This is a genomic window from Psychrobacter sp. NPDC078929 (genome assembly GCF_050267985.1).
Lineage (GTDB): Bacteria > Pseudomonadota > Gammaproteobacteria > Pseudomonadales > Moraxellaceae > Psychrobacter.
This window is the reverse complement of record NZ_JBNNFX010000002.1, coordinates 173,178-188,367: the sequence shown is the minus strand read 5'-3', so window position 1 is coordinate 188,367 and position 15,190 is coordinate 173,178. Positions and strand designations below refer to the sequence as shown.

Here is a 15,190-nt window from a genome sequence, read left to right as displayed (position 1 = left end):
AGAGCGACCAGTGGTTGCTCTTTTTTTACGGATGGCATTTGGTATTACAACCATTTCAATCTTTTGAAGTTATAGTACAGATAGCTACATAAGGCGATAATAATGGCCATGATGACAAGGTAAGAGTATTTCCAATGAAGCTCAGGCATAAAATCAAAGTTCATGCCATAGATGCCAGCGATGGCTGTCGGCACTGCTAGAATACCTGCCCATGCAGCGAGCTTACGCACCACTTCATTCTGACCCATATTGACCATCGCCATATAGGTATTCATCACCACGCTCAGCATTTCATTGAGGCCATTAATAGCATCTAGTGAGTGCAACAGGTGATCGTTCACATCGCGAAAGTACGGCTTAGCGGCTTGAGAAAACCCAGAGACAATCTCACTTTTCTTATGATTAATAAAAAAGCTACAGATGTCTTGCACAGGTAATATAATGGCACGCATATGTACCAGTTGTGACTTGAGCTCGTAGAGGTTTTTTAGGGTGCCTTTATCAAACTCAGAAGTAAATACATAGCGCTCCTGCTCGCGCAAGTAACGGCCCAATCGATCGGTAATCGGCATATAGTTATCAACGATAAAATCGAGGATAGCGTGCAGTACAAAGATAGGCCCCATGCGTAACTTTTCGGGGCGACGATGGCAGTGCTCACGTACTGGCGCATAAGAGTTTGACGGGCCATTGCGAATCGTAATGAGGTAGTTTTTACCCATAAATATCGCAGTAGTACCATAACGAATGACATTGTCTTCTAGCTTGGCCGTACGTAGCACCACAAAGACCATATCATTATCGTAGTTTTCGACCTTGGCGCGTTGATGATCAGCAAAGGCATCTTCAATCGCAAGCTCATGCAGGTCAAAGGCTTCTTTTACTTTGACCATGGTTTCTAAGCTTGGATCATATAGCCCAAGCCAAATAAATTGACCGTTATTACCTAGCGTACGACTCACATCATTGAGCGCCACTCTATTAAGATTCTCACCTGTTTTACGTGAGTAAGCGTAGCAATTGACAACTTCGCCTGCACTTGATGAATCAATATCTTCATAGCGTTCAGAGTCAGGATCGTAGACCGTCATGGTCTCGATAGTGTCTTCAGTGGTGGCATCCACATCACCATAAATATAGCTATCATCATCGTCCAAATAGAGATGCTTGTCATTCATATTGGCGTAGATATGATTCATATTGGAATCAGGCGCAATATGAGCCGTTTTTTTAATCAATTGATTATTATCATTTTCCATATACTTTCCTGTCATATAATAAAAAACTTCAATAATCCAAATATGCTGTGAACGCTACTACGGTTTTATCGTGTGCCAATATTATCTATAGGGCATAGGTTTCTATAGGGCGTAGCTTTTTAGCGTATCGATATCTACCAATGCCAATAGGCTTTCGTGACATGCTTCTAGTTTGATTTGCGGTGCAATATCGAAGTCCAATGCTTCAACCCAACGTAGCGCGCAGATGCACCAGTAGTCGCCAGGTTTGAGACCAGGAAAGTTGTATTCAGGTAGTGGGGTAATCAGGTCGTTACCGCGACTGGCAGAGAAGTTTAAAAACTCGCTGGTCATCTTGGCGCAGACGGTATGTTGACCGACATCATGGTTGCCAGTATGACAAAAACCATTGCGATAATAGCCAGTGATGGGATCGAAACAACAGCTGGCAAGTGCGGTGCCTAAGACATTGGTTTGGTTGATGGCAGGGTTTGGATGGTAATCAGATGACATAAGGATTCCGAGATAAAAATATGTGTTAGTGTATCATGAGTCTGTGTTGATGACGCTGTCGTAATCACGCTCATTATCTTATGGTTAACAAAAAATAAACCTCTCGGCTATTCGCTCAATATTGAGCCAAACACATCAATGATGACTGTCACATCTGCTAAGCTAATAAGCGGCAATTGAACTGTAATTAGATAGTGATTGTGGCTAATTGTCACTAGGCGAACCTTGAGTGCTATGCTAAACTAAAGCATAAAGTGCCTTGATTATTTGTCGCAATTTTTTAGCGCATAAAGATACTCGTCTTATCATTCTAAATTATACTTATTATTCACCCTTTTGCGGTTACCTGGTTTGTTTATAAATAATTGGGTCAATGATGTTGCGCGTTAAAAATAAACACACACAGCGTCAATACCCGGCAAATCACCCTTTAAGTACCGCATCAGTACCGCGTTTTTGGTAAGCGATACGCCAAACAAGGATTTATTGTGTCTGTTAGTTCTGATTCTGCAAAACCTGACCAGCCAAACTCTACCAATGAAACAGTGTCTCAGCCTGCCGAAAACAGTGCTGCACCCAATCGTATGCCATATTTGAGTAACTTTGGCAGTAATGTTGCCAATAGTTGGCTATTGCCTGATGGGGTGGTTGATGTCCTGTTTGAAGATGCGCATAAGCAAGAAGTGCTTAGACATCAGTTAATCGAGCAGCTTATTACTCATGGTTATCAGCTGGTTTGTCCACCGATGATCGAGTTTACTGAGTCTTTGCTAAGTGATGCATCAGAAGATCTAAAACGCCAAACCTTTAAGATTATCGATCAGTTGACTGGTCGCTTAATGGGCGTACGCGCTGACATTACCCCGCAGATTTTGCGTATAGATGCGCATCATGGCGGTACGGGTATTGCGCGTTATTGCTATGTGGGCGATGTGATTCATACCTTGCCATCAGGTCTGTTTGGCTCACGTACACCGCTGCAGTTAGGTGCTGAGATATTTGGCTGTGCGTCACTAGCGGCAGATATTGAGCTGATAGATGTGCTATTTACGATGGTGAATAAACTCAATATGAGTGCAGCGCTCCATATCGATTTGGGTCACGTAGCGATATTCAAACGTTTGGCTGAATTGGCTGAATTGTCAGACAGTGATACTGAACAATTGATGTACTTATATGCCAATAAAAACTTACCAGAGCTCAAGCGTGTTTGTCGCGCTTTGCCAATGGGTGATGATTTTTATGTGTTGGCACGCTTTGGTCACGATATCGCAAACCTATTAGCCAAATTATCAGATGCGGCGCAGCAAGACAGCCAAATCGCAACGGCAATTGATGAGCTACAGCGTTTGAAAAACTATCTACAAGACCAATGGCAGTGCCCAGTCAGTATTGATGTGACTGAGCTATCAGGCTATCACTATCATACTGGCATCGTCTTCAATGGTTATATCAATAGCGAAACGCAGCCACTCGTACGTGGTGGTCGTTTTGATGGTATGCAAAGCCAGACGCAAGCGTTACGTGCAGCCACAGGCTTTAGTATGGATGTCAGCCGATTGTTGGCTCATACACAGTTAGATGCGCCAACCGTTGTCTTGGTTGACTTTGCCGCTTTGTCTAATGCAAATACAGATGAGATTCAGACGCTACTGCAACAAGTAGAGAGTCTACGTCAGCAAGGCTATCGCGTTACTATGCCGTTAGATGCACAGGACAGTCCAGATGATGTGACGCATCGTTTGAGCATGGCTGATGACAGTCAATGGCAGCTACAGACTGTTTAACTGTCTGATAGTAGGCTATTGAATGGCGCACGCGGCCAAAATTATTCAGTACAGATTACGAGAACGCAAAATTATTTGTTAGATATCTCAGTGTTTCTATTTCATGAAGCACTGAGATAAAAAGATACAGCTAAGAAAATCATTTTAATTTTCAGCTTTTATTGCACACACCTCAATACATAAAGGTAAGGATTGATCATGGGTAAGAATGTTGTAGTTTTGGGTAGCCAATGGGGCGACGAAGGTAAGGGTAAAATCGTTGATTTACTTACCGAAAAAGCCTCAGCAGTAGCCCGCTTCCAAGGCGGTCATAATGCTGGTCACACGTTGGTTGTCGATGGCAAAACCACTGTCTTGCATTTGATTCCATCAGGTATCTTGCGTGAAGGCGTCACTTGCTTTATCGGTAATGGCGTGGTGTTAGCACCTGACGCATTACTAAAGGAAATGAAAGAGCTAGAAGACAACAACGTACCAGTACGTGAGCGTCTACGTATCTCTCCTAATTGCCCACTTATCATGCCTTATCACGTGGCACTTGATCAAGCTCGTGAAGCCAAGCGCGGTTCTGGTAAAATCGGTACAACAGGTCGCGGTATCGGTCCTGCATACGAAGACAAAGTAGCACGTCGTGCGATTAAACTTGCTGATTTGTTCCGTGAAGATCTAGAAGAAAAACTACGTAACCTAATCGAATATCACAACTTCCAACTGACTGAGTATTATAAAGTTGAAGCGATTGATTTTGACGAGACACTTAAGCTTTGTAAAGAGTGGAAAGAAGAGATTAAAGGTATGGTTACTGATGTAACTGAAGACCTAAATCAATTACGTCTAGCTGGCAAAAACCTAATGTTTGAAGGTGCTCAAGGTACGCTACTTGATATCGACCATGGTACTTATCCATTTGTAACTAGCTCAAGTGTAACTGCTGGTGGTGTATCAACTGGTACAGGTATCGGTCCATTGTATTTAGACTACGTACTTGGCATCACCAAAGCGTACACTACGCGCGTTGGTAGTGGTCCGTTCCCAACTGAATTGTTCGATGATGTTGGCGCTCACTTAGCCAAAGTCGGTCATGAATTTGGGGCAACGACTGGCCGTGCACGTCGTTGTGGTTGGTTCGATGCTGAAGCATTACGCCGTGCAGTAGTACTTAACTCTATGTCAGGTATTTGCTTGACCAAGCTTGACGTACTAGATGGTCTTGAAGAATTGCTAATCGGTGTGGGTTATAACCTACCTGAAACTGAGTGTGCAGGCGCGCATGATGCTGAATTCTACGAGTCAGTCACGCCTAAGTACGAAACAATGCAAGGCTGGAGCGAGTCTACTGTTGGTATTACTAACTATGATGAGCTTCCAGAAAATGCTAAAAAATATATCAAACGTATCGAAGCATTGATTGGTTGCCCAGTTGATATTATCTCAACTGGTCCTGATCGCGAAGAGACTATCGTACTGCGTGATCCGTACGACGCTTAGTTTTTACTACAAACTTAATTAAATAGTTTTTAGTATCAATAAAAAAACCCCAATGCTAAGCGTTGGGGTTTTTTATGTGTGCTACTTCAAGAAATTGATTGATTACCTTGAATTTCAACAATGTAAGAGTAGGGCTACTAGCTATAATATCATCTAGAAATATCATAGATAATGGATATACTGACATTATTTTGGTTTAATTAAGTGTAAGATATTATAGACGGATTTGGTTTTATCAACATACAAAAAGGAATTTGCTATGACAACGAATACGCTTAAATCCACGATTCGCAATACCTCTATAGCAATAGTTACATCCGCAGCTTTCATGTTGCCTATGTTTGCTTGGGGTGCAGAAAACTGTGACAAACCAAACAATGACTTTGATGGGCTATATTGCCTCACGAAAGTATATTTGGAAGCAGATAAGGAGCTTAATAACTCTTACAATAAATTTAGTAAACTCCTAAACAAACAGCAAAAAGCCACGCTTAAACGCGGACAATTAGCGTGGATGCGCGAGCGCAACGACCAATGTAGTTATAACGATGGCGATGGTTTCTTTGTCAATATGAGCTGTGCTACCAATAAGACAGCTAATCGAGTTAATTTTTTGAATGAACGTGTGCGTGAATGCAATGCAGGTAGTTGTCGAGACAGTCGCTTAGATGATTAAATGTTTTGATTGGTAGTATGTATTAGCAAAACTCTTAGCAAGGTGTGTTGAGGGTTTCTAATCATTAATAATGATATAAATACTCTATAAAATCAGTCTGGTAGCTATAAATGATAAATATGAGTAGCGATAAGGTAAGTAAGTCGATAGCTCATGCATCTGTTGTTGATGAGTACTTAACTTGGATGTAAGTAAGATACTGTTATAAATTTACTTTTATGCAAGGTATGGTCATAAATTAACCCTATCATTTATGGCCTTAATCATTATAATAGGCAGCAATCCGATGTTGGCGCTTATGGTTATACACTGATATATCATGAGTTGTGTAAAACAGTCCAAGTCAACATTGTGGCTAAAGCTAAAACAACGCATTAATTTTTCATATTTTATTGAATTTATCATTTATTAGGAGCTTCTCATGGCTAACGAACGTACTTTATCTATCATCAAACCTGACGCAGTTGCTGGCAACCACATCGGCGCTATCTATAGCCGTTTTGAACAAGCTGGTCTAAAAATCGTTGCAGCTAAAATGCTACAACTTGATGATGAAAAAGCAGGCGGTTTTTATGCTGAGCACGCTGAGCGTCCATTTTACAATGACCTAAAATCTTTCATGATGTCAGGTCCAGTATTGGTATCAGTATTAGAAGGCGAAAACGCTATCGCTCAACATCGTGAAATCATGGGTGCAACTAACCCAAAAGAAGCTGCTGAAGGCACTATCCGTGCAGACTTCGCTAGCAGCATCGACGAAAACGCAGTACATGGTTCAGATTCAGCTGAATCAGCAGCACGTGAAATCAGCTACTTCTTCAGCGATGATGAAGTTTGTGCACGTACGCGTTAATAGCAGCGGTTATTAATGTCAGCTATTATTTAGCATATTGATTGTTAATAATTGGTTGTGCAAGACGGCTTATATCTTATGGGTATAGGCCGTTTTAGCTATTATAATAATCCTATAGTCCAAGAATTACTAAACTGCTAGGGCGTTACCCTCATCAGATGTACTACTTGTACAATCTACAGTTGGCTGCCTTGTCTCCGCTTTTCAGTTCTGTAATTATATTATTCATTGAAATTCTTAGTGACTTGCCTCATTATTGATTTTACTTAGCGTTATCAATCCCTTATCAGCATGTTTTCATTAATTCGAAAAACTGCGCTCATAGCGGATTGCTCATGCACTCATGTATGTATGGCAAAGCCCATATAAATAATTGCACCGCTTATCTAAGCTTCTGCAAAAAGGTTACCTATTATGTCAACTGTTCAAGCACCTACTCAGCACGTACCTGCTAAGATTACTGATAGCATTAAGCTAGTAGATGAGGCACATGCCAAAACCAATCTATTGGGTATGACGCAAGCGCAACTGGCTGATTACTTCAAGAGTATTGGTGAAAAACCATTTCGATCTACTCAAGTGATTAAGTGGATTTATCAGCATGGCGTGACAGATTTTGAGCAAATGACCAATTTGAGTAAATCGTTGCGAGACAAATTATCGCTTAATGCTTGTGTGGTACCGCCCAAAGTGATTCATCGTCAATATAGTGATGATGGTACGCGTAAGTGGATATTTGAAGTCACTGGTGGCTCGTTGGTTGAGACGGTGCTTATCCCTGCAGATGATAGTAAGTTAAATGGCCGTAAGACATTATGCGTGTCTTCACAAGTGGGCTGTGCGTTGGACTGTAGCTTTTGTAGTACCGGTAAGCAAGGGTTTGAGCGTGACTTAAGTGCGGCTGAAATTATCGGTCAGTTATGGGTCGCTAATGCGTCATATATGACAGATGAAAATGAAAGCTTAGAAAACGTCGACCATAGCCTATGGGAAAATAACGTCACCAACGTGGTGATGATGGGCATGGGTGAGCCGCTATTGAACTATAAGCCTGTCGTAGGCTCAATGGAGCTGATGCTAAGCGATCATGCTTATGGGTTATCAAAGCGTCGCGTCACGTTATCGACTTCTGGTGTCGTCCCGAAAATGTATCAGCTAGCACAAGACATCGATGTGGCATTGGCTATCTCACTGCATGCGCCAAATGATGAGCTGCGTAATGAGTTAGTACCAATTAACAAGAAATATCCGTTAGAAGAGCTGATTGCAGCGGCAAAAAACTATGTTTATGATGTCAATCCACGTCATAAGAAACACGTTACAATCGAGTATGTGATGCTTGATGGCGTCAATGATAGCAATGAGCATGCCCATCAGTTGGTTGCATTATTGGAAGGGTTACCAAGTAAGATTAACCTTATTCCATTCAACCCTTTCCCGCATGCACCGTATGATAAATCAAGCAACAACCGCATCCATGCGTTTAGTAATATATTGAGCGAAGCGGGTTTTGTTTGTACGATTCGTCAAACACGTGGTGATGATATCGATGCCGCTTGTGGTCAGTTGGTTGGACAAGTTGCCGATCGTACCAGACGCTCAGCCGCGTGGCAGCAGAGCATTAAAGATCGTGAAAGCGTTTAGTAGTCTTTGAGAGGATAAACGTTATATCTGACTGGTATAGCGTTTTAGCTGTCTTTTGTCTGTCGCAATGGTAAGAAAATGTAGCAATGACTGTCAAGATTGCAGAACGTGGCAATTAATAACAACTAAATTGTACTTATAGGGGTTAAATCTATTAAACTGAGGCCTCGAAGATCGAACGCATTGAATCCCAGTTTTATGATGGCGGCTATGATGACTTCTAAAAATTCTTGTCAGTTCAAATATCAAAAATCATTTTCTAAGTTTTATAAGCATTCGAGTATCAGTGCTGCCCAAACCGCTTTGCCAAAGCGTGCAGTGCTGTCGGCAGTATTTGGCGTTCTTGTATTAAGTGGCTGTCAGACCACACCGACTAATGATTTGCTAGGTAACTCTCCTTATCAAACATCTACGCGCGCTAGCAACGATCGAAATTTAGATCAGCAGGAAATCGCCCGTGTACGTACCTCACTTGCCGCGCAATACATCCGAAAAAATGAGCTTGATACCGCGCAGCAGCAGCTCGAAAAAGCCTTTGCTGCCGATAGCCGTTATGCGCCAGCCTATGATATGATGGGCGTTTTGTTGCAGCAAGAAGGCAGTCGTATCAATCTAGCCAAAGCTGATGAATACTTCAAAAAAGCAATCACGCTAGATAAAGACTTTGTACAAGCACACAATAATTATGGCGTGTATCTGTCACAGACAAAGCGCTATCGTGAAGCAGCAGAACAGTTTGAGATTGCAGGGGCGACGCTAGGCTATGAAGGCCGTATTGGCGCGCTAGAAAACCTAGGTCGTACTTATCTACAGTTAGGTGATAATAGTGCTGCTTCAAAAGCATTTTTACGGGCACTTGATGGCAATCGTAATAGTATTATTGCTCATATCGAACTGGTAGATTTATTGCTCAACCAACAGCGTGTACCGCAGGCACAGAGACTGTATGATGAGACGCTGATATTGGTGCAGGGGCAGGGTATTAGCCCGCGCTTGCTCTTACAAGGTATCAAGCTTGCAGCAGCACAAAATAATATAACAACGCGCCAGCAATTGGCACAGCAGCTTTTATCCGCTTATCCGCTAAGTGATGAAGCAAAACAACTTAAGACTTGGCTTAACAATCCAGAGGCACCATGGAAATGATCACCCCATCATCTAACACTCAATCTAACGCTCAGGGATCATTTGGTGCCGTGTTGCAGCAAGCCCGCAAAAACAAGCAAGTAACTTTAGAAGCAGCGGCGGCTGAGCTGTTTATTCTAAAGCGTCATCTAGAAGCATTAGAGAGCGAAAACTTCGCTGAGCTACCACAGGCTGCATTTGCTCGTGGTTTTGCGATTAATTATGCCAAATATTTGGGCTTAGATTCAGCAAAAATCGCTAGTAGCTTCGATGCTGCCTATCCTAATGAGTTGAAGGCCAAATCAGCCAGCAATATCGATACGCCGCTGCGCCCAATGGGGACTTTGCAGCGTGATACTCACAACCGCATCCGCTTTAACCCGCTATTGATCATAGGCGTTATCGGATTGATTATCTTGGCGGTGTTCCTATTCCGTATGGTGAGTAACGCTAGCAAAGAAAACACACAAGAGCCTGTATCAGCTGTTGAAGACATGTCAGCGATAGAGCAAGCGCAAGGTGCCGCCATCAATAGTGATGCAAGTGGCGTTGGTGCTTCTGGCTCTGCATTGAATCTAGGTGATGCTGCAACGACTGCTACCCTAAACCTTGTATTGACAAGCGACGCTGTGGTTAGTATCACGGATGCTTCTGGAAACAGTCTAATAAATGGCTCTCAGTCTGCAGGTAATTATGACTTGCCAGGTATGCCACCGTTTAATGTGCAGATTGATAATATCGACAATGTTAGCTTGATGCTCAATCAACAACCAGTTGCGTTAGATACGTATGCAACAGATAAGCAAGCTACTTTTGAATTGGCACCATAGTCAGTTGCATAAGCGCCAAATTTAAATAAAGCACTCATATGTTTGGATGAAGCATCCATGTGTTTGAATAAAGCGAATATGTGTAGGCTGATTTAGCTGGTTTATATTATATGTACAAAGGCCTAGGGCTTTTCTATTTTTGATTCAAGGATTTATGTATGTCAATGCCATCGCCTATTAATCGTCGTCTGACCAAAAAAATCTATGTCGGTGATGTCGCGGTTGGTGGTGATGCACCAATTAGCGTACAGAGCATGACCAACACTGACACCTGTGATGTAGCAGCAACGGTCGCTCAAATCGAGCGTTGTGTCGAAGCAGGTGCAGATTTGATGCGCGTATCAACGCCAACGATGGATACGGTCAAAGCCTTTGGTGAAATTCGCAAACTGGTAAGCGTGCCTTTGATCGCTGACGTGCATTTTGATCATAAAATCGCTTTGGCCGTTGCTGAAGCGGGCGCTGACTGCTTACGTATCAATCCCGGTAACATTGGTAGCGATGCCAAAGTACGTGAAGTAGTCGCTTGTGCCAAGTATCATAATATTCCGATTCGTATTGGCGTCAACGCTGGCTCTTTAGAAAAAGACATACAGCGTAAGTATACTGAGCCAACTGGCGAGGCAATGCTTGAATCGGCAATGCGCCATATCGACATTTTAGAGCGTCTTAATTTTGACCAGTACAAAGTATCTGTCAAAGCCAGTAACGTGTTTTTGACACTGGATGCTTATCGTTTAATATCAGCGCAAATTGATAATCCATTACATTTGGGCGTGACGGAAGCGGGTGTCTACCGTACGGGCGCTGTTAAATCTGCTATCGCGCTAGGTGGATTATTGCTAGATGGTATTGGCGATACCATTCGTATCTCATTGGCCGCCGAGCCTGAAGAAGAGATTAAGATTGGTTTTGATATCTTAAAATCGCTTAATATTCGCTCGAACGGCGTAAACTTTATCGCTTGCCCAAGTTGCTCGCGTCAAGAGTTTGACGTGATTAAAGTAATGACAGCGTTAGAGTCGCGCCTAGAAGATATTCGTGAACCGATGAATCTATCTGTGATCGGCTGTAAGGTCAATGGTCCAGGAGAAGCAAAAGAGGCCGATATCGGTATCGTTGGTGCTGCCCCTAGATCACTGGTCTATCGTATGGGTGAAAAAAGCCACCTTATTGATACAGGCAATCTGGTCGATGAAATAGAAGGTATGGTTCGCGCCCATGCAGAAGAGTTGGCGAAAAAACGTGAGAATGAAATCATTCGCGTAAAATAAGCCATACATTAGATTGATACGTTAAGCTATATCGTCATAGCATCAATTAGATATAGCGCTTATTTGAAGATATAGAAAACAATAATAGAATACCTGTTAAACATTTAAGGATACGACCGTACCATGATCAAAGCTATCAAAGGTTTTAATGATATTTTGCCTGACCAATCAGCAAAGTGGCTGCATTTAGAAGCGATATTGGCTGATGTACTTGGTAGGTACGGTTACGAGCATATTCGCTTGCCTATCGTTGAACAAACGGATCTATTTGCCCGTGCTATTGGCGGCGCGACTGACATTGTCGAAAAAGAAATGTACAGCTTTACTGATAAATCTGAGCCACCAACGCCATTAGCGTTGCGTCCTGAAGGCACAGCTGGAGCAGTACGTGCAGTTATCGAGCACAACTTGCTACGTGGTGATACGCCCAAGCTTTGGTATATCGGTCCAATGTTCCGCTACGAGCGCCCGCAAAAAGGCCGCTATCGTCAGTTTCATCAGTTAGGTGTCGAGAGCTTCGGTAGTGCATTACCAGATGCTGATGCTGAACTGATTGCGATGACTCATCTGATGTGGCAAGAGCTAGGCCTCAACAATGAGATGCGTTTGCAACTAAACAGTTTGGGTGAGCTTGATGAGCGCTATGCTTATCGCGAAGCATTGGTTACTTATTTGACTGATAAAAAAGACCAACTAGACGAAGACAGCAAACGTCGTCTAACGACTAACCCTTTACGTATCTTGGATAGCAAAGAGGCGAGCACGCAAGCAGTATTGGCAAATGCGCCAAAGCTTGCTGACTTCTTGGGTGAAGAGAGTGTGGCGCATTTTGAGCAGGTCAAAGCCTATCTGACTGCGCTTAATATCGATTTTGAAATCAATCCGCATTTAGTACGTGGCCTTGATTATTACAATAAAACGGTATTTGAGTGGGTAACGGATAAGCTTGGAAGCCAAGCTACCGTTTGTGCAGGTGGTCGTTATGACGGGCTAGTAGGGCAATTGAAATCAATCGGTACAGATGGTAGTAAACCAGTAAAATCTGAGCCTGGTGTTGGTTTTGCAATGGGGCTTGAGCGTTTATTACTACTCATAGAAGCGGTTGCACCGATTGCTGACATACCTGCTTGTGATGTATTCGTTGTGGCCCATCCTGAGGTATATAGTGCTGGTATAAGCTATGCACAGAACTTACGTCACAGTCGTCCAGATGTACGAGTAAAGATGGCCAGTGCCACGAGTCTAAAAGCGCAAATGAAGAAGGCGGACAAGTCAGGCGCGGCATTGACAGTCATCATCGCCCAGCAAGAGCTGGATGATAATACGATTAGTATTAAAGACATGCAGACAGGTGAGCAAAAGACGGTCGCCCAAGATTGGCTATCAAATAAAGATAACTTTTCTCGTGGCTAGTCAATTTTTGACTAATCAGCTTTGTTTGTCGCACTAGCAATTTAATGTAAATTTTATCAGGTAAATATATATGGCTCTGACACCTAATTCGCCAAATGCAGATAACTCCATGCAAGCGCTAAAGCAATATGGTAGTTATATCGTCACTGCGATTTTGTTAGCACTGGCCGCCTATTTTGGTTGGACATACTGGCAAAACAACCATGCGCGAGTAGATACCGTCGCCGCCGATCAATATGCTGATATTCAGCAGCTAAACGAAGAGGTTAAATTGGCCTCGCAAAACCCAGATTTAGAAGCAGAGGCTCAAGAAGCGCTGACCCAAAGTCGTAGCCAACTAGACAAAGATATTGATACTTTGGTCGGCACGCATGGTGAGTCGGTTTATGCATGGCAAGCGCTAATGATAAAGGCACGTCAGCAAGTAGACAATGATGACTTTGCAGCAGCGACTGAGACATTCAAAAAAGCATTGGCCATCGATTTGGGTGATGCTGGTCTAGAAGCGATTACTCGTTTACGCTATGCAAAAACATTATTGGCTGCAGGTGATACAGATGCTGCACTTTCAGAAGCAAACAATGATATGCCAAGCTCGTTTGAAGCAAGTCAGCAGGAGCTGCTAGGGGATATTTACTTAGCGCAAGACAATAAAGATTCAGCGATTAAATCTTATAGCAATGCGTGGGAGCTATTACGTAGCCGTCAAGAAACGCGTGCAGTATTGGCATTAAAGATGGAAAGCTTAGGTATCACGGCTGAGCCGATTGCTGAACAAACCAGTCTTGTTCAAGAGCCATCTGCTCCTGAGCCGTCGCTAGTGATGGATACCTCGAACGAAGTCGCTGTCGAAGCAGGGCAGTAAGTCAGTAGGCTAGATATTAAGTCAGTAGTATAGTATTGAGAGTTGGTAATCATCCAAAGCTCTTTTTTAATATAACCTAATGATTACTAATTTGCCGTTGGCCAATTTACCAATTAATAATAATTTATCTGTAGTGAGAACATACAATGACTCAATCTATTCGCTCTAGCAAAATGTTAAACACCAAGACTATCAGAAAGACAGTCATGCATGTGGCCGTACTGGCAGTAATGAGCACGGCAGTGATTGGATGTAATCGCGGTATTAAGCCGGTCGTTAATGATCCGGTAAAGTTGGTACAAATCGCTCAGCCGATTAGCGTACTACAGCCTGTTTTCAGTACCGATGTTGGCAACAAAAAAGCCAGCAAAAAGGATCCGCTAGATTTGCAAGTTGGCTATGCCAATGGTCAAATCGTTACTGCATCACGTGGTGGTGAACTGTCAGGGTTTAATAGCGCAGGCGAGCGCATATGGTCAATCAATGTTGATGACCAAATCACCGGCGGTGTTGCAGTAGATGCATTAAGTCAGACATCTATCGTTAGTACTCGTGGTGGCAAGGTCATGGCGTTTGATAGCACGACTGGTGCAAAACGCTGGCAGCAGCAGTTATCAGGTTCGGTTTTGACGCCAGCACTGATTACCAATAATCGTGTGGTATTATCAGCAAATGATGGTTTCTTACATGGTCTGTCACTACAAACCGGACAATCAGTATGGCAGTTCGCAACTCAAGTACCTGCTATCAGCGTTCGCGGTAGCGCTGCGCCAACTTTATTAGACAATGAGACAGCGCTTTTAGCAACAGCTGATGGTCGCCTGCATGCAATTACTGTCGATAATGGTCTTCCGCTATGGTCAAGACGTGTTGGCGTAGGTGCTGGTAGTAGTGAAGTTGAGCGCATGAGCGATGTCGATGGCAAACCTATCTTAGATAAAAATCAGTTGTTTGCGATCAGCTATAGTGGTCAGCTATTGGGTATTGATTTGGCCTCGCGTCAGGTGATGTTCGTCAATGAAATTGCGAGTCTCAAATCACTGGCGGTAAATCCTCAGCAAGTTATCGCTACCAGTCTAGATGGCAAAGTAGTTGCTTATGATCGCAACAGTGGCGAGACACTATGGGAAAGTGACGAATTGGCTTATCGTGATCTTACCAATCCTGTGATGATTGGCAACTATATTGCCATTGGTGATTTCGATGGCGTAGTGCATTTGTTTGACCCTGCTACGGGTAGCATCGTTAGTCGTGTAGAGACAAAAGGTGCGTTGACCAACTTGCAAGTCCAAGGTAGCCGTTTAATGACTCAAAGTACGTCAGGACAAGTTGCTATCTGGCAGTTAGTGCGCTAATAACTATATAGATAGGTGCTTATAGATAATCAACGAAGTGTAATATTTCACTATAGCCCTTAAGCCTATTCTTGATTATCATTTATAAAACACAAACGCTGCTTAGTCAGCGTTTGTGCCTTGTGTAAA

General features: G+C 43.0%; 13 protein-coding genes. 11 read left to right on the top strand and 2 right to left on the bottom strand.

From position 1 onward, the window contains the following. Positions 1–44 precede the first annotated feature (44 nt). Positions 45–1,199 carry a magnesium/cobalt transporter CorA gene (corA, locus tag ACQKCG_RS02005; protein WP_371546973.1) on the bottom strand — a complete coding sequence of 385 codons (1,155 nt, stop codon included), beginning with the start codon at positions 1,197–1,199 and terminating at the stop codon, positions 45–47. Between the two features lie 162 nt (positions 1,200–1,361). Further along, entirely contained in the window at positions 1,362–1,751 is a 390-nt protein-coding gene (locus ACQKCG_RS02000) for a DUF2237 family protein (RefSeq protein ID WP_057759025.1), read from the bottom strand. Between the two features lie 488 nt (positions 1,752–2,239). Between ACQKCG_RS02000 and ACQKCG_RS01995 the strand changes: the two genes are divergently transcribed. From ACQKCG_RS01995 to bamB, 11 genes are all read left to right on the top strand, one after another. After that, positions 2,240–3,538 carry an ATP phosphoribosyltransferase regulatory subunit gene (locus ACQKCG_RS01995; RefSeq protein WP_201555902.1) on the top strand — a complete coding sequence of 433 codons (1,299 nt, stop codon included), beginning with the start codon at positions 2,240–2,242 and terminating at the stop codon, positions 3,536–3,538. A 198-nt stretch (positions 3,539–3,736) separates the two neighbouring features. Further along, on the top strand, positions 3,737–5,026 hold the full coding sequence (locus tag ACQKCG_RS01990; protein WP_057759029.1) for an adenylosuccinate synthase: 1,290 nt from the start codon (positions 3,737–3,739) through the stop codon (positions 5,024–5,026). Between the two features lie 259 nt (positions 5,027–5,285). Further along, positions 5,286–5,702 (top strand): lysozyme inhibitor LprI family protein, encoded by a 417-nt coding sequence (locus tag ACQKCG_RS01985; RefSeq protein ID WP_201555900.1) that lies wholly within the window; start codon positions 5,286–5,288, stop codon positions 5,700–5,702. Positions 5,703–6,123: 421 nt separating this feature from the next. Continuing rightward, a complete protein-coding gene (ndk, locus tag ACQKCG_RS01980) occupies positions 6,124–6,555 on the top strand; it encodes a nucleoside-diphosphate kinase (protein ID WP_057759031.1) in 432 nt (143 codons plus the stop codon). 414 nt (positions 6,556–6,969) lie between these two features. Beyond that, positions 6,970–8,199, top strand: coding sequence for a 23S rRNA (adenine(2503)-C(2))-methyltransferase RlmN (gene rlmN, locus ACQKCG_RS01975; RefSeq protein ID WP_201555899.1), 1,230 nt, complete (start codon positions 6,970–6,972; stop codon positions 8,197–8,199). Positions 8,200–8,409: 210 nt separating this feature from the next. Beyond that, complete coding sequence (pilW, locus tag ACQKCG_RS01970; RefSeq protein WP_227678822.1) at positions 8,410–9,345, top strand: type IV pilus biogenesis/stability protein PilW; 936 nt, start codon at positions 8,410–8,412, stop codon at positions 9,343–9,345. After that, positions 9,342–10,154: a helix-turn-helix domain-containing protein gene (locus ACQKCG_RS01965; protein ID WP_201555991.1), complete on the top strand. Its 813-nt coding sequence runs from the start codon at positions 9,342–9,344 to the stop codon at positions 10,152–10,154. The genes pilW and ACQKCG_RS01965 overlap by 4 nt, the downstream gene beginning before the upstream one ends. A 158-nt stretch (positions 10,155–10,312) precedes the next feature. Next, complete coding sequence (gene ispG / locus ACQKCG_RS01960) at positions 10,313–11,428, top strand: flavodoxin-dependent (E)-4-hydroxy-3-methylbut-2-enyl-diphosphate synthase (RefSeq protein WP_101206213.1); 1,116 nt, start codon at positions 10,313–10,315, stop codon at positions 11,426–11,428. Positions 11,429–11,551: 123 nt separating this feature from the next. After that, positions 11,552–12,841 (top strand): histidine--tRNA ligase, encoded by a 1,290-nt coding sequence (gene hisS, locus ACQKCG_RS01955; RefSeq protein WP_201555898.1) that lies wholly within the window; start codon positions 11,552–11,554, stop codon positions 12,839–12,841. A gap of 70 nt (positions 12,842–12,911) precedes the next feature. After that, positions 12,912–13,706 (top strand): YfgM family protein, encoded by a 795-nt coding sequence (locus ACQKCG_RS01950; protein ID WP_201555897.1) that lies wholly within the window; start codon positions 12,912–12,914, stop codon positions 13,704–13,706. Between the two features lie 146 nt (positions 13,707–13,852). Then, a complete protein-coding gene (bamB, locus tag ACQKCG_RS01945; protein ID WP_201555896.1) occupies positions 13,853–15,061 on the top strand; it encodes an outer membrane protein assembly factor BamB in 1,209 nt (402 codons plus the stop codon). Positions 15,062–15,190: the final 129 nt, after the last annotated feature.

Bases quoted from the DNA above. Each gene is read 5' to 3' on its own strand.
- ACQKCG_RS01965 (WP_201555991.1), top strand. From the start codon at position 9,342: ATGATCACCCCATCATCTAACACTCAATCTAACGCTCAGGGATCATTT.
- corA (WP_371546973.1), bottom strand. From the start codon at position 1,199: ATGAATCATATCTACGCCAATATGAATGACAAGCATCTCTATTTGGAC.
- ACQKCG_RS01990 (WP_057759029.1), top strand. From the start codon at position 3,737: ATGGGTAAGAATGTTGTAGTTTTGGGTAGCCAATGGGGCGACGAAGGT.
- ACQKCG_RS01985 (WP_201555900.1), top strand. From the start codon at position 5,286: ATGACAACGAATACGCTTAAATCCACGATTCGCAATACCTCTATAGCA.
- ACQKCG_RS02000 (WP_057759025.1), bottom strand. From the start codon at position 1,751: ATGTCATCTGATTACCATCCAAACCCTGCCATCAACCAAACCAATGTC.
- bamB (WP_201555896.1), top strand. From the start codon at position 13,853: ATGACTCAATCTATTCGCTCTAGCAAAATGTTAAACACCAAGACTATC.
- rlmN (WP_201555899.1), top strand. From the start codon at position 6,970: ATGTCAACTGTTCAAGCACCTACTCAGCACGTACCTGCTAAGATTACT.
- pilW (WP_227678822.1), top strand. From the start codon at position 8,410: ATGATGACTTCTAAAAATTCTTGTCAGTTCAAATATCAAAAATCATTT.
- hisS (WP_201555898.1), top strand. From the start codon at position 11,552: ATGATCAAAGCTATCAAAGGTTTTAATGATATTTTGCCTGACCAATCA.
- ispG (WP_101206213.1), top strand. From the start codon at position 10,313: ATGTCAATGCCATCGCCTATTAATCGTCGTCTGACCAAAAAAATCTAT.
- ACQKCG_RS01950 (WP_201555897.1), top strand. From the start codon at position 12,912: ATGGCTCTGACACCTAATTCGCCAAATGCAGATAACTCCATGCAAGCG.
- ndk (WP_057759031.1), top strand. From the start codon at position 6,124: ATGGCTAACGAACGTACTTTATCTATCATCAAACCTGACGCAGTTGCT.